This window comes from uncultured Veillonella sp., assembly GCF_963543145.1.
Taxonomy (GTDB): Bacteria; Bacillota; Negativicutes; order Veillonellales; family Veillonellaceae; genus Veillonella.
Genome location: NZ_CAUTZP010000001.1, coordinates 219,982 through 245,599, shown reverse-complemented (window position 1 = coordinate 245,599; position 25,618 = coordinate 219,982). Strand labels below are relative to the sequence as shown.

General features: G+C 37.4%; 26 protein-coding genes and 5 tRNA genes. 2 read left to right on the top strand and 29 right to left on the bottom strand.

The features are described 5' to 3' along the window. Window positions 1-60: 60 nt before the first annotated feature. Window positions 61-1,776 carry an NFACT RNA binding domain-containing protein gene (locus RWZ05_RS01165; RefSeq protein WP_314641245.1) on the top strand — a complete coding sequence of 572 codons (1,716 nt, stop codon included), beginning with the start codon at window positions 61-63 and terminating at the stop codon, window positions 1,774-1,776. A gap of 45 nt (window positions 1,777-1,821) precedes the next feature. On the opposite strand, the gene RWZ05_RS01160 is transcribed toward RWZ05_RS01165, so the two are convergent. The 13 genes from RWZ05_RS01160 to RWZ05_RS01100 form a co-directional block, all read right to left on the bottom strand. Then, window positions 1,822-2,289, bottom strand: coding sequence for an ATPase (locus tag RWZ05_RS01160; RefSeq protein ID WP_314641243.1), 468 nt, complete (start codon window positions 2,287-2,289; stop codon window positions 1,822-1,824). 12 nt (window positions 2,290-2,301) lie between these two features. Then, window positions 2,302-2,793 (bottom strand): pantetheine-phosphate adenylyltransferase, encoded by a 492-nt coding sequence (coaD, locus tag RWZ05_RS01155; RefSeq protein ID WP_005386757.1) that lies wholly within the window; start codon window positions 2,791-2,793, stop codon window positions 2,302-2,304. A 4-nt stretch (window positions 2,794-2,797) separates the two neighbouring features. Further along, a complete protein-coding gene (gene rsmD, locus RWZ05_RS01150; RefSeq protein ID WP_314641240.1) occupies window positions 2,798-3,349 on the bottom strand; it encodes a 16S rRNA (guanine(966)-N(2))-methyltransferase RsmD in 552 nt (183 codons plus the stop codon). 67 nt (window positions 3,350-3,416) lie between these two features. Further along, complete coding sequence (locus tag RWZ05_RS01145) at window positions 3,417-4,415, bottom strand: NAD(P)H-dependent glycerol-3-phosphate dehydrogenase (protein ID WP_314641238.1); 999 nt, start codon at window positions 4,413-4,415, stop codon at window positions 3,417-3,419. A gap of 3 nt (window positions 4,416-4,418) precedes the next feature. After that, window positions 4,419-5,015, bottom strand: coding sequence for a glycerol-3-phosphate 1-O-acyltransferase PlsY (plsY, locus tag RWZ05_RS01140; protein ID WP_314641236.1), 597 nt, complete (start codon window positions 5,013-5,015; stop codon window positions 4,419-4,421). Continuing rightward, entirely contained in the window at window positions 5,015-6,349 is a 1,335-nt protein-coding gene (gene der / locus RWZ05_RS01135) for a ribosome biogenesis GTPase Der (RefSeq protein ID WP_105097945.1), read from the bottom strand. The genes plsY and der overlap by 1 nt, the downstream gene beginning before the upstream one ends. Before the next feature lie 113 nt (window positions 6,350-6,462). Beyond that, window positions 6,463-8,361: a bifunctional 4-hydroxy-3-methylbut-2-enyl diphosphate reductase/30S ribosomal protein S1 gene (locus tag RWZ05_RS01130; protein WP_314641234.1), complete on the bottom strand. Its 1,899-nt coding sequence runs from the start codon at window positions 8,359-8,361 to the stop codon at window positions 6,463-6,465. After that, on the bottom strand, window positions 8,352-8,972 hold the full coding sequence (locus RWZ05_RS01125) for a lysophospholipid acyltransferase family protein (protein WP_314641232.1): 621 nt from the start codon (window positions 8,970-8,972) through the stop codon (window positions 8,352-8,354). The genes RWZ05_RS01130 and RWZ05_RS01125 overlap by 10 nt, the downstream gene beginning before the upstream one ends. Continuing rightward, window positions 8,965-9,648: a (d)CMP kinase gene (cmk, locus tag RWZ05_RS01120; protein ID WP_314641230.1), complete on the bottom strand. Its 684-nt coding sequence runs from the start codon at window positions 9,646-9,648 to the stop codon at window positions 8,965-8,967. The genes RWZ05_RS01125 and cmk overlap by 8 nt, the downstream gene beginning before the upstream one ends. 9 nt (window positions 9,649-9,657) lie before the next feature. Then, complete coding sequence (locus tag RWZ05_RS01115) at window positions 9,658-10,905, bottom strand: NAD(P)/FAD-dependent oxidoreductase (protein WP_314641228.1); 1,248 nt, start codon at window positions 10,903-10,905, stop codon at window positions 9,658-9,660. After that, window positions 10,902-11,630, bottom strand: coding sequence for a pseudouridine synthase (locus RWZ05_RS01110; protein ID WP_314641226.1), 729 nt, complete (start codon window positions 11,628-11,630; stop codon window positions 10,902-10,904). Before RWZ05_RS01110 ends, RWZ05_RS01115 begins: the two co-directional genes overlap by 4 nt. A gap of 1 nt (window position 11,631) precedes the next feature. Continuing rightward, a complete protein-coding gene (scpB, locus tag RWZ05_RS01105) occupies window positions 11,632-12,141 on the bottom strand; it encodes an SMC-Scp complex subunit ScpB (protein ID WP_314641224.1) in 510 nt (169 codons plus the stop codon). 12 nt (window positions 12,142-12,153) lie between these two features. Next, window positions 12,154-12,879 (bottom strand): segregation/condensation protein A, encoded by a 726-nt coding sequence (locus RWZ05_RS01100; protein ID WP_314641221.1) that lies wholly within the window; start codon window positions 12,877-12,879, stop codon window positions 12,154-12,156. Window positions 12,880-13,045: 166 nt separating this feature from the next. Between RWZ05_RS01100 and RWZ05_RS01095 the strand changes: the two genes are divergently transcribed. After that, entirely contained in the window at window positions 13,046-14,878 is a 1,833-nt protein-coding gene (locus RWZ05_RS01095; protein WP_314641220.1) for a phosphoethanolamine transferase, read from the top strand. 103 nt (window positions 14,879-14,981) lie between these two features. Here RWZ05_RS01095 and RWZ05_RS01090 read toward each other — a convergent pair whose 3' ends face one another. The 16 genes from RWZ05_RS01090 to proB form a co-directional block, all read right to left on the bottom strand. Next, window positions 14,982-15,437, bottom strand: coding sequence for a DUF523 domain-containing protein (locus tag RWZ05_RS01090; protein ID WP_314641218.1), 456 nt, complete (start codon window positions 15,435-15,437; stop codon window positions 14,982-14,984). A gap of 57 nt (window positions 15,438-15,494) precedes the next feature. After that, window positions 15,495-15,583: transfer RNA gene (locus RWZ05_RS01085), tRNA-Leu, on the bottom strand. Between the two features lie 14 nt (window positions 15,584-15,597). Continuing rightward, window positions 15,598-15,672, bottom strand: a tRNA-Cys gene (locus tag RWZ05_RS01080). 9 nt (window positions 15,673-15,681) lie between these two features. Continuing rightward, window positions 15,682-15,756, bottom strand: a tRNA-Gly gene (locus RWZ05_RS01075). Window positions 15,757-15,763: 7 nt separating this feature from the next. After that, window positions 15,764-15,839: transfer RNA gene (locus RWZ05_RS01070), tRNA-Phe, on the bottom strand. Between the two features lie 5 nt (window positions 15,840-15,844). After that, window positions 15,845-15,920: transfer RNA gene (locus RWZ05_RS01065), tRNA-Asp, on the bottom strand. 50 nt (window positions 15,921-15,970) lie between these two features. Continuing rightward, window positions 15,971-16,567 carry an MBL fold metallo-hydrolase gene (locus RWZ05_RS01060; protein ID WP_314641456.1) on the bottom strand — a complete coding sequence of 199 codons (597 nt, stop codon included), beginning with the start codon at window positions 16,565-16,567 and terminating at the stop codon, window positions 15,971-15,973. Window positions 16,568-16,581: 14 nt separating this feature from the next. Beyond that, complete coding sequence (locus RWZ05_RS01055) at window positions 16,582-18,069, bottom strand: TrkH family potassium uptake protein (protein WP_314641217.1); 1,488 nt, start codon at window positions 18,067-18,069, stop codon at window positions 16,582-16,584. A gap of 12 nt (window positions 18,070-18,081) precedes the next feature. Then, window positions 18,082-19,422, bottom strand: a complete 1,341-nt coding sequence (trkA, locus tag RWZ05_RS01050) for a Trk system potassium transporter TrkA (RefSeq protein WP_314641216.1) — start codon at window positions 19,420-19,422, stop codon at window positions 18,082-18,084. A 5-nt stretch (window positions 19,423-19,427) separates the two neighbouring features. Further along, window positions 19,428-20,336 (bottom strand): S1-like domain-containing RNA-binding protein, encoded by a 909-nt coding sequence (locus RWZ05_RS01045; RefSeq protein ID WP_314641214.1) that lies wholly within the window; start codon window positions 20,334-20,336, stop codon window positions 19,428-19,430. 1 nt (window position 20,337) lies between these two features. Then, window positions 20,338-20,700, bottom strand: a complete 363-nt coding sequence (gene rsfS / locus RWZ05_RS01040) for a ribosome silencing factor (RefSeq protein ID WP_314641213.1) — start codon at window positions 20,698-20,700, stop codon at window positions 20,338-20,340. A 15-nt stretch (window positions 20,701-20,715) separates the two neighbouring features. After that, entirely contained in the window at window positions 20,716-21,837 is a 1,122-nt protein-coding gene (locus RWZ05_RS01035) for an LCP family protein (protein ID WP_314641212.1), read from the bottom strand. Between the two features lie 12 nt (window positions 21,838-21,849). After that, the gene (gene yqeK, locus RWZ05_RS01030; RefSeq protein WP_314641211.1) at window positions 21,850-22,419 is read right to left on the bottom strand and encodes a bis(5'-nucleosyl)-tetraphosphatase (symmetrical) YqeK; all 570 of its coding nucleotides are present in this window, start codon (window positions 22,417-22,419) and stop codon (window positions 21,850-21,852) included. Window positions 22,420-22,422: 3 nt separating this feature from the next. After that, on the bottom strand, window positions 22,423-23,037 hold the full coding sequence (gene nadD, locus RWZ05_RS01025; protein ID WP_314641209.1) for a nicotinate-nucleotide adenylyltransferase: 615 nt from the start codon (window positions 23,035-23,037) through the stop codon (window positions 22,423-22,425). Window positions 23,038-23,176: 139 nt separating this feature from the next. Then, complete coding sequence (locus RWZ05_RS01020) at window positions 23,177-24,436, bottom strand: glutamate-5-semialdehyde dehydrogenase (protein ID WP_314641206.1); 1,260 nt, start codon at window positions 24,434-24,436, stop codon at window positions 23,177-23,179. A gap of 9 nt (window positions 24,437-24,445) precedes the next feature. Further along, on the bottom strand, window positions 24,446-25,567 hold the full coding sequence (gene proB, locus RWZ05_RS01015; RefSeq protein ID WP_314641203.1) for a glutamate 5-kinase: 1,122 nt from the start codon (window positions 25,565-25,567) through the stop codon (window positions 24,446-24,448). Window positions 25,568-25,618: the final 51 nt, after the last annotated feature.

Below are 25,618 nucleotides of genomic sequence, written 5' to 3'. Positions count from 1 at the left end.
AATTATATGTACACTATGGTATACTAAACTATACTTCTAAATAAATTTGAAAGGAGTACTATGAATTTAGACGGTCTTACCATGTCTGTACTCGCTAAAGAGCTAAATGAGCGATTACAAACTGGACAAATACAAAAACTATATCAAATAGATAAAACTACCCTATTATTTAAAATTCGAGCCCTTAATGAAGATCAAAACTTAATCATCACAGTAGGTGCTACACCAGCCATGTATCTTAGTAAACCACTGCAGGATTTACCGAAAGAGCCTAGTTCACTTTGTATGTTCTTACGTAAACATATCGAAGGTAGTCGCATTGTAAAGGTGGAACAAATCAACGGGGACCGAATTATGTGTATCCAAACGGATAAGCTTGAAATGGATGGTTCCATCACAAGTACACTCATTTATGTTGAATTAATGGGTAAATATTCTAACTGTATCTTTGTACAAGATGGAGTCATTTTGGAATCTTTAATTCATGTTTCTCCTCTGATGAACCGTGAGCGTTCCATTAGCCCTAAACTTCAATATGAGTTACCACCAAATGCTAATCGCGTTAGTCTAATGGACTTTGATTATAATGAGATTAGAAATCTACTAGTCTCCTTTGGTAATGGCAGTGTTCAACAGTCTATTCGCGCCATCTTTAACGGCTTTGGTAAACCTTTACTTGATGAGGTATTGTTTAACGCCAACTTAAATGGTGACGAAATTATAACTAATTTAGAGGCACCACAAATCGATAAGTTAGCGAATGCCTTGTACGATTTAAAAGTGATGCTTCAAAGCAGCAATGGATTACTCGCCTTAGTAAATGACAAACACAAAAAAGCATATTCTGCCTTTATCTTACACAATTATAATGTTGAGAAAACATACGAAACTATTTCTGAAGCATTAGAAGAATCAATTCACAATACAAAAGCAATCCACACAGCAGATAAAGAATTAGAAAAAATCTTAACGGCGGCAATCAAAAAAGAAGAAGGTCGCCACCAAAAGATCAAAGATGAATTAGAAGACACGAATAAAATGGACACCTATAAATTATATGGTGATCTATTAATGATTAATGCACACCTTCAAGTGCAATATGAACCTTCCATTGAATTACAAAATCTTCTTTCTGAGGAAGGAGAAATGCTAACAATACCATTAAAACCAAATCTAACGATTGTAGAAAATGCACAATGGTATTACAAACTTTACACTAAACTGAAGAATCGTATGGTTAGCGGTGAGTACCAACTCAATGCAAGTACTACAAAACTTGAATACTTAAAATCAATTTTGTATAGTATATCACTTGCTACCACTCGTGAAAGTTTAGAGGAAATTCGAAAAGAATGTATGGATGCAGGCATTATAAAAAAATCTAAAAAGCCCCTATCCTACAAGCTAGGGAAATCTAACTATATTCACTTAACAATTGACGAAGGTGAAATATTTATTGGTCGCAACAATCAGCAAAATGAATATTTAACGCATCGTTTTGCAAAACCTACAGACATTTGGTTCCATACACAAGATATTCAAGGCTCTCACCTTATCTTAAGACTTAATGTTGAACCAGATGATATGATCTTATCTAAAGTAGCACAATATGCAGCCTACTTCAGTAAGGCACGAGAAACTAGTAAGGTTCCTGTAGACTATACATACATTAAAAATATCAAAAAGCCGCCAGGATCACCTTTAGGTTTTGTTATTTTTAATACACATCAAACTATGATTGTAGAGCCTAAAAAACCTGACAATTATAACGAATAAAAAGAAAAAACGGCTAGATACATTGTATCTAGCCGTTAATTTATATTATTGGTTTTCTTCAGTACGTTGTTCAGTTTGTTTTAAACTTTCACGGTTTTGACGTAAGCTTTCCAATGTTTTCTCTAAGTTATTTTCTACATATTTAAGTACGTCGCCAGCATATTGAATGGAGCTGGATTTCAATTCTTCAGAGGATTGGTTAGCAGCATTGATAATTTGATTAGCTTGCTCTTGAGCTTGTTTAACAAGTTCACTTTCAGCTGTCAATTTAGCAATGTAATCTTTTGCTTGATCAATTAAAGTTTCAGCTTGACGTTGAGCATCAGCTAATACTTTATCTTTATCTGCTACGATACGACGAGACTCTTCAAGTTCCAATGGCAAGGACTCTTGAATAGAATCGATAATACGCATAATTTCGTCTTCCTCTATCATACGTTTTGTAGTCATAGGAATACGGCTGCTAGATTCAATAAGAACCTCTAAATCTTCTAATAATTTTTCTGTTTTCATACAATTTCACCCCTATTTATTATGGACCGTATTAAAGCGTTCTTCAAGTTTTTCCTTAACATCATCCGGAACAAGGCCATCTAGTTTACCACCAAATTTGGCAAGTTCTCGAATACCAGTGGAGCTGACAAAAGAGTATTTATTATTTGTCATAATAAATACTGTTTCGATGTCATCATCCAAATATTTTGCAAACAAAGCACGCTGAAATTCATATTCAAAGTCGCTCAATGCACGTAAGCCGCGAATAATGATAGTCGCATTCTTTGATTTAACGTATTCGTTGAGCAAACCACCCGTACAATCAATTTCAACATTAGGAATATGTTTGACTGAATTTCGAATCATCTCAACCCGTTCTTCCATAGTAAATAAGGAGTTCTTATTCGGATTTGAGCTAACAGCAATGATTAATTTATCAACTAATCGACTGCCCCGTTCAAAAATATCAACATGTCCATTAGTAACTGGGTCAAAACTACCCGGACATACACCTATACGCACAGGATTAGCTCCTTTCAGCTGTGTTTACAAAATAGGAAACCATCGTATAACCAAATTTCTGTTCTTTTATACACTCCCATGACTCAGGCAAACTAAAAGCCTCATCCTTATGATGCTCTAGTAATAAAACACCTTCAGACTTTAATAAATCATAGGTCACAACCAAATCTATGGTATCTTGTATAAATCCATTTTCATATGGCGGATCAGAAAAAATATAATCGAACTGTCGTCCCACTATATATTTTTTTAATTGTGAAAGTTTCCTCGGAATAATTTCTAACCGATCATCCACACGACAATGTTTAGCATTCTCTAAAATTAATTTTCCCGTTTTAAAGTCTACCGCTACTGCATGTGCTGCACCGCGACTTAAGGCTTCAATTGCTACTGCACCAGTGCCAGAAAATATATCTAATACGTCTGTACCAAATATACCTCTATTAGCTAATACATTGAATACACTTTCCCGAACACGATCAAGTGTAGGTCTAGTATCAACCCCTTTAGGTGCTTTTATAGCATGTCCCTTCGCAGTTCCGCCAATAATTCGCATACAACCCTCACAAGATTATACTCATTAATTATAGTATATAAATAACCAAATTAAAAGTATCTTTTATTTATGACACTTCAATTTTAATATCGCGCCCCATTAACTCAGCCAAGGCTAAAGCTGGGGACTTCTCCTCATATAAAACCTCATATAATGCTTTAGTTATAGGCATTTCAATTTGATGTTCACAAGCCATTTTATACACAATATCTGTGGCAAAGAAACCTTCTACCACCATATTTGTATGATTAATGATGTAGTCCATCGTCTTGCCATCTGCTAGCTTTTGACCAGCTGCACGGTTACGACCATGAGGACTCATACAAGTAGCAATCAAATCGCCCATTCCGGCTAAACCAGCATAAGTTTCTTTCTGAGCACCTAAGGCTACCCCAAAGCGAGTCATCTCATGTAGGCCTCTCGTTAATAACAAGGCTTTACAATTGTCGCCAAGTTTAAGGCCATCAACGATACCAGCAGCAAGGGCTATGATATTCTTTGTAGCACCTGCAAGCTCAACACCTATAACATCAGTATTTGCATAAATTCTAAAATTTTGACTACATAACGCTTTCTGAAGTGTAGTAGCTACCCCTAAATCCTCTGTACTCAATACAGAAGCAGCTGGTAAATTACGCCCAATTTCTTCTGCATGATTTGGACCAGAAAGAACCGCTAAGTGACAACCGACGGGACCAAGAACCTCTTTCATAACAGTGGTCAATAATTTACCTGTAGTTCGTTCAACGCCTTTTGAACAAAGAATATAAGATTGATTTTTATGTGCATAAGGTTTTATAGACTCTAAGCTAGTACGTACATGTACAGAAGGTGTAACCATTAAAACAACTTCTGCATTCCTAATAGACGCCTCTAAATCAGAGCTATATAGTAACTCTTTAGGTAGCTCTACCCCCGGCAAATAATCTTTATTTTCTAAGTCCTTAGCCAATTGATCAGCAAATTCCGGGCGACGACAATATAAAGTTGTAGTATTTCCAGCTAACACGGATTTAATAGCAAGGGCTGTCCCCCAGCTACCAGAGCCAATAACAACAACATTCATACATTAATCCTTTTTAATACGTTCTACTTTTAACTCATTACCTGCAAGTAGACGTTTAATATTATCCCAATGGCGAACTATAACAAATAATGCAGCTAATCCACCAAAGCCAACAAACCAGTAGGATTCACCTGTAACATACATCAATACAGGAACTAATGCAGCAGCTACGATAGAACCTAAGGATACAAGCTTGGTAAAATAGACGATAATGCCCCACACAAGGAAACAAAACAATGCTACTAAAGGAGAAAGAGCAATGAGAACACCTAATCCGGTAGCAACACCACGACCACCTTTGAATCCCAAGAATATAGACCAGTTATGGCCCATCATAGCAAGGATACCACCTAAAATCATATACATAGGTCCATAAGAGGATAATAATACTACCCCAGCAGCACCTTTTAGTGCATCACATAAAAATACCGGTAATGCAGCTTTAAGGCCGATAACACGATATGTATTGGTGGCCCCTATATTCTTTGATCCAAATTGGCGTACGTCTGTATTAAAGAAGGTTTTGCCAATGATTAAGCCACTCGGAATTGAACCAATAAAATATGCTAATACAGCATAAACGATAATCATAATATCCATTAGTCTTCATCATCCCGTTTCTTACCACGTAACACTAAGCGAATTGGAGTCCCTTCAAAGCCGAAGGATTCACGTAATCGATTTTCTAAGAAACGCATATAAGAGAAGTGAATTAACTCAGGTTCATTTACAAATAAAATAAAGGTCGGTGGCTTAACACTTGCTTGGGTCATGTAGTAAATCTTAGGAATTCTACCATTGCGAGATGGCACTGGATTTACTGTTTGCGCATCTTGTAACAATTGATTCAACGTACCTGTAGATACACGACGATATTGTTGCTCAGATACGAATTTCAACATATCTGCTAATCGATGTATACGTTGCTTAGTTAAAGCAGATGCAAAAAGAATCGGTGCAAATTGCAAGAAGCCTAATTCCTCATAAATATCTTCAGTAAAGCGCAATGTTGTTTTATCATCTTTTTCAACAAGATCCCATTTATTAACAACAATGACTACACCCTTACCGGCTTCATAAGCATAACCTGCAATCTTCTTGTCTTGTTCCGTAACACCATCCTGTGCATCTAGCACAAGAACAACAATATCAGAACGGTCTACAGATCGCAAAGAGCGCACTATACTATATCGTTCTACAGCTTCATCAATTTTAGATTTGCGACGCATACCAGCTGTATCGATTAATACAAATTTTTGATCCCCATGTGTCCAATATGTATCGATGGAATCTCGAGTAGTACCTGCTACATCAGATACGATAACACGATCTTGACCCAATAAGGCATTCGTCAAAGAAGATTTACCGACATTTGGACGACCAATAATGGCTACATGAATTGTATCTTCGTCATCAACATTAGTACCTACAGGTGGAAAATGTTTCACGGTGTCATCAAGTAAATCACCTAAGTTCATTAGATTTTTTGCAGAAATACCAATAGGATCACCTAAACCTAGATTGTAAAATTCGTAAATATTAGGCTCTTGGTTCACGCTATCAATCTTGTTAACTACAAGAACTACGGGTTTGCCACTGGCGCGCAAAATATTAGCAACCTCTTCATCAGCTGGTACAATACCTTGTTTACCATCAACGACAAATAAGATTACATCCGCTTCTTCAATAGCCAATTCAGCTTGTAATCGCATCATTTTTGGAATAACATGACTATTTTCAGTGATGAATTCGATACCACCTGTATCGATCATTGTAAATTCACGATTTAACCACTCTGCGTCGAAGTAAATACGGTCCCGCGTAACACCGGGAATATCTTCGACTATAGAGATACGTTTATTAACAATGGCATTAAAAAGTGTAGATTTACCTACATTTGGACGGCCTACAACGGCCACTAATGGTTTTGCCATAGTTTCACCTCATTATCTAATCTATTACATTACTATATTTTATCATATCCTACATATAGTACGCAAAAAGGCTAACCAAGTAAACCTTGGTTAGCCTTATATTAGACAATGAATTATTCAGCGTCTTCTGCAGTTTCTTTGGATTCCATCATTTCAGTTAAAGCCAAACCCAATTTCTTTTCATCTTTGTTAAGAGAAATGATTTTAACTTCAACTTCTTGACCGCGGTTCAAGTAATCTTCAACTTTCGCATTACGTTGTTTTGTAATTTGAGAAATGTGAAGTAAACCTTGAATATCGTCGTTAACAGCTACGAATGCACCGTAAGCTACCAAACGAACAACTTTGCCGTTGATAACATCGCCAACATGCAATGTTTCTTCAGCTACATCCCATGGGCTTTTAGACAAAGCTTTCAAGGACAAGGATAATTTGTTTTGTTCAGCGTCGAAGGATTGTAATTTAACTTCGATTTCTTGACCAACGGAAAGAACATCTTCCACTTTTTTGATTTTTTGCCAAGAAATGTCGGAAATGTGAAGTAAACCTTCAATACCGCCGATATCTACGAAAGCACCATAAGGCATGATTTTACGAACGATACCTTTATAGTTTTCGCCAACGTTGATGTTTTTCAATGCTTCAGCCAATTTAGCTTGACGTTCAACTTCCAATACTGCACGACGGGAAAGAACCAAACGGTTTTTCTTTTCGTCGATTTCAAGTACTTTAGCTTCGAATTCTGTACCAACCAAGTTGTCCAAGGATTTCACAAAGTGAACATCACCTTGGGACAATGGAATGAAACCACGAAGGGATTTAACTGTTACTACCAAACCTGCTGGGATAGCATCAATACCTTTACATACGATAGCTTCATCTTTTTCTTGTGCTTCAATAACATATTGCCAATCTTCATCTTTAGCCAAGCGAGTCATGGAAAGATAAATAGGATTATCTTCTTTGATGTGATTCATGATAACTGCTTTAATTTCATCACCATTTTTTAACACATCTTTGGCAGATTCTGGTGCTGGATAAGAAATTTCAGTTCTATTCAAAATGGCTTCAGTTTTGTAGCCAAAAGATACATAAGCGCGTTCATCTTCAACTTGAACTACTGTACCTTCTACAACGTTCCCTTTCTTAAATTCTTCTTGACCTTCGGCTGCTAATAATTCTGCAAAATCTTTCATTGTCTCAATGACCTCCTTAATAATCCAGTCGGGAGTCGATGCTCCTGCTGTTACTCCTACCGTCTGTACTCGGTTAAACCATTCCAGTTGTAATTCAGTAGAAGTTTCAATGTGATATGTTGTACATCCAACGTCACGACAAACCTCTGCCAATCGGTTTGTATTGCCGCTGTTCTTGCCACCTACCACAATCATAAGATCTACATTACGTGCTAATTCAACGGCAGAGTTCTGTCGTTCTTGCGTTGCATTGCATATCGTTTTGAAAACCTTAAGATTCTTAGATTTTTTCTCTAATATGTCTATTATACTGTTAAATTTGAATTGTGAAAAGGTTGTTTGTACAACAACACCCATTTTTTCCACAATTTGTAGTTTTTTAGCGGATTCCTCATCTTCGATGATTATACCTTCATTATTCGCCCATAAATTAATACTTTTGACCTCAGGATGATTCTTTTCGCCCAAAATCACCAAAGCCATCCCATCTTCAATGACAGACTTCGCATCTTGTTGCGCCTTTTTAACGTGAGGACATGTAGCATCTACAATGTTTAAACCCTTTTCTTCAGCCTCTTCATAAATAGCAGGACCAACACCATGAGATCGTATAATCATTGTCCCCTCTTCGATGTCGGATACTACTTGAACAGGACTAACCCCTTTATCTTCAAGACGACCTACTACTTGTGGATTGTGTATGATCGGGCCCAATGTATAGCTTTTGCCATCACTATTTGCGGCTTCATTCGCCATTTCGACGGCTCTTTTTACACCATAGCAAAAGCCATGGTTTTCAGCCAAAATTATTTCCATAAAGTCTCCTCTACACGATTTTCATGATACGAATCTATCATTCGCTGTATTTCACCTTTAACACGATCATTTACTTCTTTAATTGCTTCTGGTGTTGCTTTAGCCTTTTCAACCGGAACTGGTTTTCCTATGATACAAGCCACCTTATCTCGTTCCATATTATAAGAACCTATAATAGCGACAGGAATGATGGCAATACCAGTTCTTAAAGCTATCGAAGCTGCGCCATCATGGAATCTACCAAGTTTACCACTTTTTTGACGGTTCCCTTCAGCAAAAATGCCTAGCACCTTATTATCTTTAAGTAAACCCATGGCATGACGAATTGCAACTTTATCGATAGCTCCACGATTTAATGGGAATGCACCAAGCCAAGTACAAATAAAGCGTGAAATAGGATTTACAAACAATTCTTGTTTAGCCATGAAGTGAACATGCCTTGGTAAAGCATAGCCACAAATTGGTGGATCATTATTACTCAAATGATTTGGCACGACGATAACAGGTCCTTCCATAGGAAAATTATCCCGTCCATATACTTTCAATCCATACCCAACCTTATAGCGGAGCCAGAAAACAGTGCGCCATAACCAGGCAGAAAATTTATTCATGATTGATAGTCTCCTGTATTAATTTCAACATATATGCCACAGTTTCATCGAAATTCATGTCGCTAGAATCTACTACTACAGCATCTTCAACACATATAAGTGGTGATTCTTCTCGATTCTTATCCATTTCATCGCGACTTTCAACATTCTTTTTAATTTCATCTAATGTTTGCTCATTAGGTGTCCCTTGTACTTCGTGCCATCTACGATGAGCACGAGCATCAACAGAAGCAGTTAAATATATTTTTAACTCTGCATCAGGCAATACAACAGAGCCGATATCTCGACCGTCCAAAATAACACCACCAACAGCGGCCATTGCTTGTTGACGTTCTACCAAATATTGTCGAACCCCTTTATAAGAAGCAATGGTAGATACATTTTCATTAATTTGTTGTTGACGTATTAATGATGTTACATCTTTACCTTTAACAAAAACTTTACATGCTGTTGCAGTAGGCTCTAATGTTAGATTTAATGATGGCAATAAAGCTTCTACAGCCTCTTGGTCATTAACATCGATTTGACTATCTAGAACGGCCCATGTTACACCACGGTACATAGCACCTGTATCAATATATAAATACCCTAATTCATTAGCCACTACTTTAGAAATACTACTTTTACCAGCCCCTGCAGGACCATCGATAGCAATGGCAATTTTTTTAGTACTCATAAATAACCTCTATTCTTCATCACCGTGTACGGCATGCATAGCCGCCACATAGCCTGTGGAAAAGGCAGCTTGTAGATTATAGCCTCCTGTGAAAGCATCAATATCTAATACTTCACCAGCGCCATATAAACCACTAACCAATTTAGACTCCATTGTTTTAGGATTAAACTCTTTTAAAGAAATACCACCAGCTGTAACAATAGCTTCAGCCACAGGGCGTAATTCCTTCACGGTCAATGTCATATGTTGTAACACATGACATAGGCGCAATCGTTCCTCCTTTGTAATTTGGTTTATTGGTTTTGATGGATCTAATTCAGCCAGTTGAATAACTATAGGAATGAGATTTACAGGAAGCAAATCCTTCATACCATTAACTAATTGTTTTTTAGAATATAAATCAAAGTCTTTTTGTAAGCGTTTATCCAATATCTCAGCAGTCAAAGCAGGCTTAAGATTGATTTCAATTGTAATTTGAGGATTCTTCTTACGGAGCAACTTGCCTACTGTATGACTTAAGGACAAAATAGTAGGGCCTGTAAGACCAAAATGAGTAAACATCATTTCCCCAAATTGCTTAGCCTGTACTTTATTCTTAGAAACAACAGACACTTCAACATTACGAAGACTAAGCCCCATAATATCTTTGACCCATGCTTCGTTTGTAACGATAGGTACCAAAGATGGACGAATATCAGTAATAGTATGTCCCACTTTTTTAGCTAAAGCGTAACCATCACCAGTAGAACCGGTTAATGGATAAGATGCACCGCCTGTACAGATGATAGCAGCATCACAAGCATATGTTTCCTTATCTGTTGCAACACCAACAACACGACCCTCCTCAACAGTAATAGATGTAACAGGTTCATTTAAATGAACTTGCACATTATACTTTTTAAGGATTTTCATGAATGTATTGCGCACTTCTAAAGCGGAATCAGATTCTGGGAATACTCGGCCACCACGTTCTACTTTAGTTTTCAAGCCCCAACTATGCAATAACTCAAGCAAGTCTTCATTACTAAAGCGTTCGTAAGCGCCATATAAGAACTTACCATTACCAGGTGTATTTTTAATAAACTCGGTCATGTCTGCACTATTTGTAATATTACAGCGACCTTTGCCAGTAATGCCCATCTTCTTACCAACCATATTCATTTTTTCGAGTAAGATGACACGTGCCCCTTCACGACCAGCTATAACAGCCGCCATAAGACCTGCTGCACCACCGCCAATAACTATGATTTGTTTCATTTCTTATCTGCTCCTAATGCTTTTAGGGCTTTTACTTCACGAATTGTAAGCTGGCGAGAAGCACCGCGTTTAACACCACCTAAGGTAAGTCCAGCATAAGCAATTCGTTTTAAGTTATGAATACGGTACCCAAAGTGTTCAAACATACGACGAACTTGTCGATTACGACCTTCATGAATAGTAATCTCTACTTCATGTACACCATTATGATCATCAAAACCTAAATCTACAATTGTAGCTGGTGCAGTCATGCCGTCTTCCAGCTTCACACCATTAGCTATAACTTGTAAGTCTTCATCGCGAACGCGACCTTTGATGCGCACTTCATAAGTTTTTTCCACACCTTTAGAGGGATGCGTTAAGTTTTGTGCTAACTCACCATCATTTGTAAGTAGTAATAAGCCTTCTGTGTACAAGTCGAGACGTCCCACAGGATAAATGCGTTTAGATTCATTTTTAATATAATCTAAAACAGTTTCTCGACCTTGAGGGTCAGACACAGATGTAATGACACCTTTTGGTTTATTTAATAAATAATATACAGGCTTTTCCTGAGCCAACAATTGGCCATTAACCTTAACCTTATCTTTTTGAGGATTAATTTTAATGCCAAGCTCTGTAACCTTTCGTCCGTTTACCTGTACCTTACCCTCTATAATTAATTCTTCTGCTTTACGTCGTGATGCAACACCACAACTTGCAATATATTTTTGTAATCGTTCCATATTATCCTTCTGCTTCTGAAACCTCTTGATGTAAAGCTTCTATCGATTCTACACCAGCACTTCTTAAAAACTCATCAGTCGTACCATATAGAATAGGTCTACCTACAGTATCTTTATGGCCTAACTCAGCTATAAGAGATCTAGTAAGTAATTGTTTTATAATTTTATCACTATTAACACCACGGATTTCTTCAATTTCAGCTTTAGTGATTGGTTGCTTATAAGCAATAACTGCTAATGTTTCCATCGCTGCATTAGATAATTTATCTTCTCTTTTACGGATATGTCCCACATAATCCGCACTTTCCATAGCACTAACTAATTCGACACCAGCCCCAGATACACGTAGTCGAATACCTCGATGTTGGTCTTCTAGCTCCCGTTTTAATTCATTTATATAGTCTTGTATTTCATCACGCGAAAGATTGAACACCTCTTCTAACATTTCGATTGATATAGGTTTTGCCGCTGAAAACAAAACAGCCTCTAAATGCATTGTTGATAAGCTCATATAGCCCCCTTTCTACACGGCTCCATCCAAAGCAGCAGTGAATATAATATCATCATCTTCGTAACGCATTTCCATAACTTGCTGTTTTAACAATTCAAGAACAGCCATAAAGATTGTTACCATACCACTTTTGGTTTCTATAGCTACTAATAATTCCCTAAAGTGTAAACTTTCACCACGACGTATACGGCTCGACAAGGATAAAATCATATCCTCTAAGCTGTACGTATCTTTTTCTACTTTAACCTCTCGAATAGGATTTTCTTCAGGTAATTCTTTAGCCCGTTTTAAGGTTTGGTAAAATATTTGATATAACTGTGAAAGCTCTAGTTTATATACATTATCTAAGCCGAGAACACTCGTTTCTTCAGGACGACTAAAAACATTTGCCGATACGGCTGTTCGCTCCATCAATAGAGCTGTAAAATCCTTAATCTTTTTAAACTCAACTAATTTAGCTACTAACTCATCCCGTGGATCCTCAGAATCCTCCGGCTCAGGTTCAGCCTTAGGCAATAGCATACGCGATTTAATTTGTAATAAAGTGGAAGCCATAACAAGAAATTCACTGCTATAGTGAATATCAAAATAGTTCCAGTTATCTAGATACTCCAAGTATTGACTCGTTATCTCAACGATAGGAATATCGGTGATTTCTATTTTATGTTTTTCAATGAGATGCAACAACAAATCAAGGGGACCTTCAAAGACGTCCAACTTATAATTATAATCTCCCATAAACCCCAATCCTTAGAAAAATGTACTTAACTATATAATTATAAAGCATTTATAGTAGTACTTTCAAATAATTGTTTTTTTTACATTCATCTGCTATCTTTAATAATATAACTATTATATATTATAAAGATATATTATTATTTGTTCCTTTAAGAGAGGCTTTATCATGTCATCTAGTTTAAAGCAAATTGGGCGTAACCCCATTCTTCGCTTTGGTATTATAGGTATTGTTTTATATATCATTCTATTTTTAATTTACGACTCCATTACACTAGGATTAGATGTTAAGGATATTAAAAATCTAGCGGTGCCCACCATTGTTGGTACCTTCTTGTTTCAATACTTTATGGGCTGCACCGTTTTCCACAGACCATTTTTAGGATATGGATTGGTAGGTATCTTATGGGCTCTTACCTTCCCACTTTTATTCCACTGGTCTTATGTAAAACCATTGTACTTCTATGAATTTTCCAATGATTTCTTATTTGGCTTATACATCTTTATGGGTTTATCAGGCATTCAGTTTTTACTCAATCAAACGAATCGCTTCCATAAAACAACATCCTTAATCATGGCTATCATTTCCATGATTCTTAGCCTCATCCCACTCTTACAAATTGGCTATTACATGACTACATGGCACTGTTTAACACCAGCTAGTCTATTAGCTGTCTATATGACTAATCCAGAAGAAGCACTTGGTTTCTTAAAAAATGCAGTTGGTATTCCTGGTCTGATTGCAGTAGGGGTTGGTCTTATTTTATGGACATATTTATTATACTGGTCTAATTTAGGCATGAAATCGGTAGTTAATTTAAATACTACACGCCCTATGCGATCTGCTATGCTCATCGCTTCTATCGTAGCCTTTCTAGTATATGTACCGTTCTTCTTATTCCCTCAAACATGTATCGTTGCTAACTGGATTGCTACAGGTGATTATGTAAAACAAATGCAACAATATAATGATAATCATCATATAGTATTTGATTCCTTTAACTTAGATACTGAAGAAACAGCTGCCCATAAAACACCGGGAACTATTATTCTAGTCATCGGTGAATCTAGTTCTCGTGAATATATGAAAGTATATAATCCAGACTTCCCTTATGATGATACACCATGGCAAGGAAATATGCGTGCAAACAATAAAGATTTTATATTCTTTGACAACGCCTATTCCTCTTATGTACAAACAGTTCCAACTTTAGAGCGTGCTCTATCTGAACGAAATCAATATAACGATAAAGACTTCCTTGATTCTGCAAATATCTTAGACATAGCAAAAAAAGCTGGTTACACAACTTATTGGTTTAGTAACCAAGGGGTATTTGGTGAATATGATACAGCTATTTCATTGATGGCTAAGACTGCAGACACTACAAAATGGGCTCATGAGGCTTATGATTTCTCCGATCGCTATGACGAAGCATTGTTACCATTACTAGAAACTGTAGACCCTACCCAAAATAACTTTATCGTTATTCATATTATGGGGAGTCATATTTATTACAATGACCGTTACCCTCATGAATTTAGTAAATGGAAACAAGGTCCATATCCTGACGGCCAAGAAGCATACGCAAATAGTCAGTTATATACAGACTGGTTATTACAGCAAATTTACACTTATGGTAAAGATAAATTGAATTTACAAGCTATGGTATACTTCTCCGATCACGGCGAAATCTTAGGTAAGTCTCACAATCCAGATACATTCGACTTTGTTATGACACATATTCCATTCTGGGTATACTTATCTCCACAATATCGTACAGCCTATCCGCAAACAGCTGATGTACTGACTAAACACGAGCATCAATTCTTTACGAATGATTTGCTGTATGACACATTAGTAGGTCTTATGCAGGCACCGAACTATCGTTACGATGCTACTCGAGACTTCAGTAATGCTCAATATCGATTTAATTTACATAACTTAACTACATTACTTGGCGAACAACCACTAGTTAATGATCCTGTTAATGCTGGTAAATAACCGTAGTACATAACAATGTTAATGTGTCAAATATAATGCGCTATATCAACCTATGTATTAACCTGAACGTTAACATAATAAAAGAAAAAGAGATGAGCAAAACTCATCTCTTTTTTTGTGCCACCAAAAAATCTATATCATGTTCCGTATAGATTCTAATATTTTTCTTCAATAAAGCCTCTACAGTACATCCATGACCATCCTTTAAGGTTCTTGTAAAGGAACCATCATAAATGCGCTTATAACCACAACTAGGGCTTTTGGCCTTCAACAGAGCTTGTGCGCATTTATGTTCAAGAGCTATCTGAACTGTAAGCTGTGCACCTCTTATAAACTGAGTTGTCACATCAGTCCCATTAGCAGTGTATATACGATTTCCTTGGCGTTCAGCTGGATCTCTCGGTGTCCAAAGACCACCCAACACCTCTGGACATACAGGTACTAATTCATAATGATTTTTAAGAATCTCAACGGTATCTATATAATTGTCTTTTCCATCATAGCGACAAGGAACACCACACAAGCATTCACTGATCAATAGCTTAGGTTTATTATTCATAACAATAGTTTTAATTAATTCAGATAAGAAAAAAGACTAACCGAAGTTAGTCTTAATTGGTGCCGAGGACCGGAATCGAACCGGTACGGTTGTTTCCAACCGACGGATTTTAAGTCCGTTGCGTCTGCCTGTTCCGCCACCCCGGCATGGGTAACGATTGTGGAGGCGGCACCCAGAATCGAACTGGGGAATAAAGGTTTTGCAGACCTCTGCCTTACCGCTTGGCTATGCCGCCATATAAAGTTGGAGCGGGAAACGAGATTCGAACTCGCGACCCCCGCCTTGGCAAGGCGGTGCTCTACCGCTGAGCTATTCCCGCATGTACATGGTGCCTCAGGACAGAATCGAACTGTCGACACACGGATTTTCAGTCCGTTGCTCTACCAACTGAGCTACCGAGGCATGAATGGCGACCCCGATCAGATTTGAACTGACGATCTTCGCCGTGACAGGGCGACATGTTAACCGCTACACCACGGGGCCGTATCCAAAGTACTTGCTTAGTATATCGGTTATCAGGACTTTTGTCAACACTATCCTACAATATTTTTGATGAATTCTTCTTCATCTTTTAAGATTGTAGATTCTTTATGTCCTGGCTCAATAACTAAACTCTTTGACAACGTTAATATATGCTTCAAACTAATGATTAAATCCTCAGGATTACTATTATAGTTATCGGTATTCCCTACATTTTGTTTAAATAAAGTATCCCCAGAAAAAAGATGTCCCTCTATCTCCAGACAAACTGAACCCGCACTATGTCCAGGTGTGTGATGGACGATAATTTCAAAAGGTCCTAATTGTAATTTTCCTGTTACTAAATCTTCACAATTAGTATACATTTTCTTCTTATAAACACTAGGTCTACGACGAATTAATTGTAGCAATTCATGATCTAAAGGATGCAAGTAGGCTGGAATATTATAATAAGCACAGACCTCATCGAGGGCTGATACATGATCACAGTGACCATGAGTTAATAAAACTGCTATAGGCTCAGAATCTTGTACCATTTCAATAATATGGTTGCAATGAAAGCCTGGGTCAATGATAAGGCATTTCCCCTCTTTTTTTAGTACATAACAATTTGCTTTATATAACCCTAGAGGGCGTTTTATAATTTCCATATACATACGCCCTCCTATAAAATGCGATAACGCTTAGGAACGTCTTTTTTGATGAAATACCCTTCCCAAAATTGAGGATGTAGCATAACAAGGATTGTAAATAATTCTAAACGGCCTAATAACATGTCTGCTATGGCAACACATTTAGCACCATCAGTCATAGTAGCAAAGGTATCCGTAGGTCCAAAACCTCCAAAGCCAATCCCTACATTACTAAGAAAAGCTGTAATAATTTGCATAGCATCATAAGTGGACATGCCAAAACAAGTCATAAGGAATACAGATACAACGTAAATCATCAAATATAAAAATAAAAATTGCTGTGCCATCTGTATCCATTTAGTAGGCATAGGTTTGCCATTAATGCGAACTACTTGTACCATTTCAGGATGAATTGCTTTTCTTAAATAAATAATGCTGCTCTTGATTAGAATAATAAGGCGAATAATTTTTACACCACCCGTTGTAGACCCACTACAACCACCAAAGAATGTAGAAATAAATAACATCATCTGTGCCGCTGCAGGCCATAAATCATAGTCACTAACGGCAAAACCACTACCTGTTTGAAGGGAAACTAAGTTAAACGCAGAATCTCGAATAATTTGCAATGGATCATTCATGGTAGACTGTAAAGCTAGAGATATAGCTACTATTGCAACACCACTGAAAAGTATTAACCAGTACATACGCGTTTCAAAATCATCTATTAAAACACGAATCCCTTTTTGAAGAGCATTGTAATATACTGAGAAATTACCACCTGCAAGGACCATAAAAAAAATAAATACAAAGCAAATGTAGTTACTTTGTTCATATATAAATGCCCCTGCTGATGTAGGTGCAAAACCACCCGTTGCAATAATGGAAAAGGCATAATTTAAAGCATCAAATGGCTCGATACCACCGGCCCAAAGCATGAGAAAACAAAGAGCGGTAAAAGCAACGTATAAACGCCATAACTTTGTAGCCATCGATTGAATACGTGGCATTACAACACCTGGTTTTGGGACAGATGCTTCCGCATTGAAGAAGTGCGCTGCATCAGCCCCTAAGTTTTTCAAAAAGGATAGAATCAGAACGATAATCCCCATACCACCAATCCAATGCATTAGGCCACGCCATAAAACAAAGGTATTCGGTAAATCATCAACACTATAAATGATAGTAGCACCCGTTGCTGTAATCCCCGATGTAGCTTCAAAGAGTGCATCAAAAACATTTATTAATATACCACTACCTAAGAAAGGTAAGGCTCCCAAAATAACGGTTAATATCCATGTAGAGGATACTACGAGAAAACCATCTCTAAGACTAAAACTTTGACTTTTTCGGCCATAATAGGATAAAAGTCCACCTAGCCCTAAGGAAAGGCTCGTGGTTATAAGAAATGACCAATATGCAGTTTCAAATATGACACTATATATAAAAGGAACTAATGTAAAAGCACCAAATATATAAAGGAGTCGCCCCACTAAGGACATAACGATTTGAATTCGCATAGCCCCTCCATACTAAGTAAGATATTTAAGTAATTTACTTACCGATTCAGGTAATGTAAAGAGAACGATGTGATCCCCATCTAAAATTTCAGTATTACCACGAGGTACAATAGCTTCATCACCTCGTAAAATAACACCTACTAAAGCTTTGCCAGGCAGGCGGATATCTTTTAACTGCTTACCGGCTACGGGAGAGTCACTAGTGATCTCAACTTCAATAGACTCTGCCTTACCACCTTCAAAAGTGGAAATTGATACTACCCCTTCTCCACTTCGTACAAATCGTAAAATTTGACTAGCCGTTAATAATCGAGGAGAGAATACCACATCTATACCAACTTGCTCCATAAGCATAATATATTCAGGACGACCTACGCGAACAACAGTCTTAGGTATCCCCATATGCTTGCCTACAAGAGCTACTAGCAGATTAAGTTTATCATCGTCAGTTAACGCAATAATAACATCGCTATCAGCGATTTCTTCAGCTTCTAACAAATCAAAGTCGGTACCATCGCCATTAATAACCATCGCTTTATCTACAAGATTAGCTAACTGCTCACATCGATCAAAATCTTTTTCAATAACTTTCACAGAAAAACCAGCACGTTCTAATAAAACAGTCAGATTACGACCAAGTAGACCAGCACCAATGATAACAGCCCGTTTATAAAACGTAGTATGGTTATGGAACCAAAGCTTTTCTACTTCTTCAACAGATTCTTTTAACCCCAAGAAGAATACACTATCATCAGCTTGGAGGATGCTTTCACCATGTGGAATAATCATTTCACCATAACGTAAAATACCTACTAATAAAACACCTTCTGGGAATCTTATTTCTTTTAAAGGTTGACCTATTAATGAAGTTTCATCTGTAATCTTAAATTCCATGAGACGTACAGAACCTTGACCAAATTCTTCTACATCAATAGCTGATGGAGTCTCTAAAATTTTTAAAAGTTCTTGAGCTGTAACCATTTCAGGATTGATAAATAAATCAACTCCTAGTTTAGCACGCATCTCTGCATCCATGTGTTCCGCCACACTATTGTCACGAACACGAGCAATCGTTGTAGGAACACCTGTAATTTTAGCTACCGCACAAGATAGCATATTTACCTCATCTGAATCAGTAACAGCAATGAACATACCTACATCAGACATACCGATTTCATTGAGCAATTGTATATCACTACCATTACCCTGAACTAAGCTAGCATCTAATGTATTTTCAAGATTGTGAATTCGTTCTGGTGAACGATCGATGACATATACATCATGATCATCTTGAATAAGGCGTTGAGCTAATGAATAACCAACCTTACCAGCGCCTACAATGACAATTTTCATCGTCTTTATTCCTCATATTGGGACTCTACACTAACAGGAGGTGTCCACTGGCGACCAATGTCAGTAAGCAATGTCCAACCATCCTCTTGAACAATTTTCTTCTCTTTCATTAAATGCCCTAAAGCACGTTTGAAAGCAGCTTTACTAATGTTAAATTTATCTTTAATCAACATAGCAGAAGATTCATCACTATACGGCATCTTCCCACCACGATTCAAAAGATATTCCATAATAATATCTCCATCGGATACAAGAGCCTTTTCCTTTGTAGGGCGCATCGATACATTAACACGACCATCTTCACGCTTAAAAGTAATGCGACCTTCAACCATTTCACCTACTTTTAATTTTCTAGTCATCTCAGAACGATGTAAAAAGGCAATCCATCGTTCTGGAGTGATGAAGAATGCCCCATCACTTGTCAAATTGTAGATAGCACCTTTTACCAATTGTCCTACTTTAGCATCTGTAGCAGCCTTAGATGCGCGACGCATTTCATCATCAACATCCATGGATACAGCAAAACGACCAGATTTATCTGTATAGAGTCGAACCCAGACCTTTTCGCCTACTTGAGGACGACCACGCATCTCAGCATGAGGCATGAAGATACCACGCTCGGTACCAACCTCTACGAAACAGCCAAAGTTTGTCGTATTGATTACTTCAACATACCCAATCTGCCCTACCTTCATCGCTGGTAAACGCATAGAAGCAGTTAAACGACCTTTTGGATCGCGATATAAGAATACTTCTACTTCATCACCAATAGCAACGGGAGACGTTTGTTGATCTTTATGAAGCAAAATATCATCATTTGTATTGCCTGTTTGACCATCTAGGAAGGCACCTTGGTCACTAGTACGCAATACTTTCAATGTGGCAATTGTATTTTCCAACAATTCTGTAGCCATATTATACTCCTTCGAATGGAACTCGACCTGCATCATTCCACAACTCTTCTAAACCGTAGAATTCACGCAATTCATCGCCGCCAAAAACATGGCAAATAACATCGCCAAAATCAAGTAAAATCCATTCACCTTCACGGTAACCTTCTCTATGACGAACTGTCATGCCTAATTCAGCAGCTTTATCTTCCAGTTCATCAGCAATACTTTGAGATTGCTTAATATTATTGGCACTAGCGATTAGGAAGTAATCACCTAACATAGAAATACCTTCTAAATCGAGGATTTCAATGTCTCTGCCTTTTTTATCGAATGCAGCTTGTGCTAATGCTAATACAAATTGTTTAATATCTTCTTTATTCTTCATAGTCTCCCTCTTATTTTAACGTTTACTACCGCTTTCATCACCAGGTTCAGTCGGCTTAGTAATTGTACCGCCATTGTGTTCTGATTCAGGTGCGACTTTAGCTGTACTATTTGTAGGAGCAGATACAAATTGTGTCATTTCATTAGCCGGTAAATGACCCATTGTAATCCCCACTAAACGTTGCGCTTCTGTTGGATTTACTTTCCAGTAAGTCATATCTCCTACTAACACTTTTTCGCCAGGAAGAATATAGAAATGAATTTCTTCCTTATTAATTTTGCTCATGTTATATACGAGCTTAATCGCATCTAAGGTAGAGATATTAGTATCGTAATGATCCCAAATGCGCCAAATATGCCATGCATTTGTTAAGAAAAATGCATTATGCACTTGTTCCACCCACAATTTTAAAAATCGTTCTTGTCGTTGAACACGAGTAAACGTATCATGTTTAGGATCTGAGTATCGTAAGTATGCTAACGCATTATTACTATCTAACTTTTGATAGCCACGACGTAAATCTATATCCTTATTGCCTTCTGCATCAACATGTTCCATAGGTTGTTCTACATAAATATGTTGATCACCTAAGATATCATTTGTTTTTTTGAAAGCATTTTGATCAACCACTACATAGTATGGTATTGAAATGTGGAACATATCCTCAACAACGGCTTTAGTTAGCTCGATGCCGCCTTTTTCGTAGATACCATTCAACATAGTTGCATCAGTTTGGTCACGATTATCGATTTTACTATTACTTGGAATACCGATAACATCCATCGTTTTTTGATCAAGATTTATAGATAATAAAAATAAACTATCACCTTGGCTTGGATTATTATCATCAGTACCAACAATCAAAATATATAATGGTTTATCTAACCCTTTTTGCTCAACAGATACAGTGTTAGCGTCTTGTTTGTTTCCATTATCAGCCACTGTTTCAGTAACTTCTGTAGTTCCTACAATAGCTCTATATGCATAAGATACGCCACTATATATGCCATATCCTATCCCACCGAGCAAAGCGAGAACAACAACGATGGCTAAAATGACTCTAGGCCATTTTACCGATGACTTTTGTTGACGTCTTCTCCTACGCCGGCGAGCTCTTGCTCGTTCACGTTCTTCCATATAAAAACTCCATTACTTACAAGATTGTAATACGTCATTACGACCAAGAATGGTCAAAGGATAAATAGAAAGATGTTGCTCAATAAGATGATTGATAGTGTTATCAAATCCTAGTAATACAGCCTCATCTAGGTCATTTGTAGCCATTTTACGTAATTCATCCACACCTGGGAAATCTCTATTAGGCTCAATATAATCGGCTAAAAATATAACCTTATCTAGCTTTGACATATGAACCTTACCAGTAGTATGAACACGAATTGCTTCTAAAACTTCTGGATCAGTTATAGAAAACTCCTTTTCAGCCCGAATCATACCTGCTAAGCCATGCAACAAATTACCATTAGCTAACAATTCATCATCAGCTTCGTATTTACTCGCTTTTACCAAAGCTTGCATATCTTTGAGTGACATTTCCTTTGCACAGTCATGTAGTAATGCTGCTAAACGCGCTTTCTCTACATCAACGTTATATAGTTTAGCTAATTGAGTTGCAGATTCAACAACACCTAGAGTATGCTTAAAGCGTTTTTTACCCATCCATTGGCTCACTCTATGTTGTATTTCATCATAAGATAACATCCTTTATTCCTTCCCATAAATATGGTTTTCTTCTATATAATCTACTACACATTTAGGCAACATATAGCGAACGGTTTTACCAGAACGTAAGCGCTCCCGTAAATAAGTAGCAGATAATTTCATTTCAGGCACTTCCATAACATGAATCTTTTCATATGCCTTTGGTCCTAGTACATCTAATGTGGCATCTATAACACTCGATCCATCTGGTCTAGTAGCACCAATAAAATGAACTTCATCTAATAACTCTTCTATAAATTTCCAAGTCGGTAATGCCCGAATTGTATCCGTACCAGCAATAAAATAAAATTCTACATTTGGACCATATATAATTTTAAAATGTTGAATTGTATCTACTGTGTACGATGGACCTTCTCTTCTCATCTCTATATCAGATATTTCAAAATTTGGATTATCTGATACAGCAGCAGCTGTCATAGCATAGCGATGATGACTATCTATCACATCATGCTGCTTATGCGGTGGAATCCGGGCAGGTACAAATATAACCTTTTCTAAATTAAAGCTTTCACAAGCAACCTCTGCAATCATTAGATGACCTAGATGAATGGGGTTGAAAGTTCCACCAATGATACCTATACGACGTTTCTCTACCATAATGCGGTCACTCCCTTAATGACAATGACACAAATAATGATGAATAAGAGCAATGCCTTTCCATAGGATATCCATTCATATCGTCCTTTTGGTGTTTGAATATATCTGTAATATGCCCTTATAAAGTAATATAAATTCTTCACGTCCGCACTTGGCCTTCTCCAAATACGAAGTATTTATAAGATGTTAAAGCTTGTAAGCCCATAGGACCACGAGCGTGAAGTTTTTGTGTACTAATACCTATTTCTGCGCCAAAGCCAAACTCAAAGCCGTCTGTAAAGCGTGTGGACGCATTATGATACACTGTAGAACAGTCCACTAAATTCATAAATACTGTAGCACGCATCGGCTCATCAGTAATAATAGCTTCAGAGTGATGTGTAGTATAGCAATTTACATGCTCAATAGCTTCCTCAAGATTTTCAACGATACGTACATTTAAATCCATATCATTATATTCTGTGCTAAAGGAAGTCTCTGTTAAAGGAATTGTATTGTCCATATATTGAGCTACTGCTTCATCACCATGAATGCGAACGCCATATTCTTGTAATGCTTTATCAAGGCGAGGTAAAAATTCACCGGCCACGGCTTGGTGAACTAACAAAGTTTCCATAGCGTTACATACTGAAGGACGTTGCACTTTAGCATTAATAGCAATGTCTAATGCCATATCTAGATTAGCATATTCATCTACGAAAGTATGACATACACCACTACCCGTTTCAATAACAGGAATACTACTTTCCTCTACGACACGACGAATGAGTCCAGCCCCGCCACGGGGAATAATGACATCAATGTATTTACGTTGTTGTAATAGTACACCAACCATATCTCGATCAAGAACCTCGACCAATTGAATCGCATCCCCATTAATGCCCAAAGATTCTAGAGTATTACGCATGATAGACACGATGATTTGATTTGTATGGAATGCCTCTTTACCACCACGCAAAATTGTAGCATTACCCGTTTTTAAGCAAAGAACACCAGCATCAATCGTTACATTTGGACGAGCTTCAAAAATAATACCAATCACACCAAAAGGTACTGCTCTTTTTTCTATAGTCAGACCATTAGGGCGTGTAAACGTTTCCATAACAGTGCCTACTGGGCTTTCAAGAGCGGCAACTTGTCGAACACCTTCCGCCATTTGAGCAATTCGATTAGGTGTCAACGTTAATCGATCAATCATAGTTTGAGGTACATTATAGTCCCCAGATTTCTCTAAGTCTTGCTTATTAGCAGCCATGATTTCATCACTTTTTGCTTCCACAGCATCAGCGATTGCCAATAATGCAGCATCTACCGTACCTTGATCAAGTTGAGCTAATTCAAAAGCAGCTGTTTTAGCTCTCAAGCCCATATCTTTACAAATTTCTTCATACTGGTTCATAAAGTATCCTCAGTGTAATAAAACTAGATTATTACGATGTATAGCTTCATCATAAGTGGTATTAATACCTAAAATGTGAGCTATATCGTTAGTATTATGACCTTTAATAGCCTTCATATCATCAACGCTATAGTTGATAAGGCCTCGTCCGATTTCTTTTCCATTATGATAAATAGAAATTGTATCACCAGGTCCAAATGTACCTTCCACATCAACAATGCCAGCAGGCAATATACTAGCCCCTTTTTCTAGAACAGCACGAGCACAACCATCATCAATAGTAATGGATCCCTTCAACCGCTTACCAAAGGCTAGCCAATGATGTTTTCCTGATAAACCAGCATCACGTGCTTCGAAGAGAGTACCAATTTGTTCCCCCTTACATACGCGACGAATAGAGTCCTCTACTTCACCAGAGGTAATAACCATAGGTACACCAGAGTTTGTCGCCATGTGAGCTGCTTTAATTTTAGTATACATACCACCAGTGCCCATGTTAGAACCAGCACCACCTGCAATAGCATACGTTTCATCTGTAATCTCAGAAACTGTTTCTATTAAGGTAGCGTCAGGATGAGTTGCTGGATTAGCCGTATATAACCCTTCAATGTCAGATAAAATGATAAGTAAATCAGCATCTACAATACCTGCCACAGTAGCAGACAAAGTATCATTATCTCCTATTTTAAACTCTTCAATAGCAACCACGTCATTCTCGTTGATGATGGGAATAACATTGAGTTGCAACAAAGTATGCAATGTATTACGTAAGTTAAGATAACTATGACGTCCAGTGCTATCCTCTTTTGTTAAAAGAATTTGCCCTACAGTGCGCCCATATTCACGGAACATGCGCTCGTACATATGGATAAGAATTCCTTGACCGACGGCGGCCGCTGCTTGCTTAAGTACAAGATCTCTAGGTTTCTCTTTAAAACCTAAGGGAGCAAGTCCAGCTCCTGTAGCACCAGAAGAAACAAGGATAACCTCTTTACCTTGGTTAGCTAAATCTGATAATTGTCGTACTAATCTTTCAATACGCTCTAAATTTAAATGACCATTAGCGTAACAAAGCGTACTGCTACCAACTTTGACTACAATTCGTTTAGCATTAACGATAGCGCTGCGCATAGACTAACCTCCTAAGGTTAAAAGCTTCTTAACTCCAAAATATTAATAAAA

What these genes read in the sequence shown, in the direction of transcription:
- RWZ05_RS01165 (WP_314641245.1), top strand. Translation starts at nt 61, where the DNA reads ATGAATTTAGACGGTCTTACCATGTCTGTACTCGCTAAAGAGCTAAAT.
- RWZ05_RS01160 (WP_314641243.1), bottom strand. Translation starts at nt 2,289, where the DNA reads ATGAAAACAGAAAAATTATTAGAAGATTTAGAGGTTCTTATTGAATCT.
- rsmD (WP_314641240.1), bottom strand. Translation starts at nt 3,349, where the DNA reads ATGCGAATTATTGGCGGAACTGCGAAGGGACATGCTATAAAAGCACCT.
- RWZ05_RS01145 (WP_314641238.1), bottom strand. Translation starts at nt 4,415, where the DNA reads ATGAATGTTGTTGTTATTGGCTCTGGTAGCTGGGGGACAGCCCTTGCT.
- plsY (WP_314641236.1), bottom strand. Translation starts at nt 5,015, where the DNA reads ATGGATATTATGATTATCGTTTATGCTGTATTAGCATATTTTATTGGT.
- der (WP_105097945.1), bottom strand. Translation starts at nt 6,349, where the DNA reads ATGGCAAAACCATTAGTGGCCGTTGTAGGCCGTCCAAATGTAGGTAAA.
- RWZ05_RS01130 (WP_314641234.1), bottom strand. Translation starts at nt 8,361, where the DNA reads ATGGAAATAATTTTGGCTGAAAACCATGGCTTTTGCTATGGTGTAAAA.
- RWZ05_RS01125 (WP_314641232.1), bottom strand. Translation starts at nt 8,972, where the DNA reads ATGAATAAATTTTCTGCCTGGTTATGGCGCACTGTTTTCTGGCTCCGC.
- cmk (WP_314641230.1), bottom strand. Translation starts at nt 9,648, where the DNA reads ATGAGTACTAAAAAAATTGCCATTGCTATCGATGGTCCTGCAGGGGCT.
- RWZ05_RS01115 (WP_314641228.1), bottom strand. Translation starts at nt 10,905, where the DNA reads ATGAAACAAATCATAGTTATTGGCGGTGGTGCAGCAGGTCTTATGGCG.
- RWZ05_RS01110 (WP_314641226.1), bottom strand. Translation starts at nt 11,630, where the DNA reads ATGGAACGATTACAAAAATATATTGCAAGTTGTGGTGTTGCATCACGA.
- scpB (WP_314641224.1), bottom strand. Translation starts at nt 12,141, where the DNA reads ATGAGCTTATCAACAATGCATTTAGAGGCTGTTTTGTTTTCAGCGGCA.
- RWZ05_RS01100 (WP_314641221.1), bottom strand. Translation starts at nt 12,879, where the DNA reads ATGGGAGATTATAATTATAAGTTGGACGTCTTTGAAGGTCCCCTTGAT.
- RWZ05_RS01095 (WP_314641220.1), top strand. Translation starts at nt 13,046, where the DNA reads ATGTCATCTAGTTTAAAGCAAATTGGGCGTAACCCCATTCTTCGCTTT.
- RWZ05_RS01090 (WP_314641218.1), bottom strand. Translation starts at nt 15,437, where the DNA reads ATGAATAATAAACCTAAGCTATTGATCAGTGAATGCTTGTGTGGTGTT.
- RWZ05_RS01060 (WP_314641456.1), bottom strand. Translation starts at nt 16,567, where the DNA reads ATGGAAATTATAAAACGCCCTCTAGGGTTATATAAAGCAAATTGTTAT.
- RWZ05_RS01055 (WP_314641217.1), bottom strand. Translation starts at nt 18,069, where the DNA reads ATGCGAATTCAAATCGTTATGTCCTTAGTGGGGCGACTCCTTTATATA.
- trkA (WP_314641216.1), bottom strand. Translation starts at nt 19,422, where the DNA reads ATGAAAATTGTCATTGTAGGCGCTGGTAAGGTTGGTTATTCATTAGCT.
- RWZ05_RS01045 (WP_314641214.1), bottom strand. Translation starts at nt 20,336, where the DNA reads ATGGCTACAGAATTGTTGGAAAATACAATTGCCACATTGAAAGTATTG.
- rsfS (WP_314641213.1), bottom strand. Translation starts at nt 20,700, where the DNA reads ATGAAGAATAAAGAAGATATTAAACAATTTGTATTAGCATTAGCACAA.
- RWZ05_RS01035 (WP_314641212.1), bottom strand. Translation starts at nt 21,837, where the DNA reads ATGGAAGAACGTGAACGAGCAAGAGCTCGCCGGCGTAGGAGAAGACGT.
- yqeK (WP_314641211.1), bottom strand. Translation starts at nt 22,419, where the DNA reads ATGTTATCTTATGATGAAATACAACATAGAGTGAGCCAATGGATGGGT.
- nadD (WP_314641209.1), bottom strand. Translation starts at nt 23,037, where the DNA reads ATGGTAGAGAAACGTCGTATAGGTATCATTGGTGGAACTTTCAACCCC.
- RWZ05_RS01020 (WP_314641206.1), bottom strand. Translation starts at nt 24,436, where the DNA reads ATGAACCAGTATGAAGAAATTTGTAAAGATATGGGCTTGAGAGCTAAA.
- proB (WP_314641203.1), bottom strand. Translation starts at nt 25,567, where the DNA reads ATGCGCAGCGCTATCGTTAATGCTAAACGAATTGTAGTCAAAGTTGGT.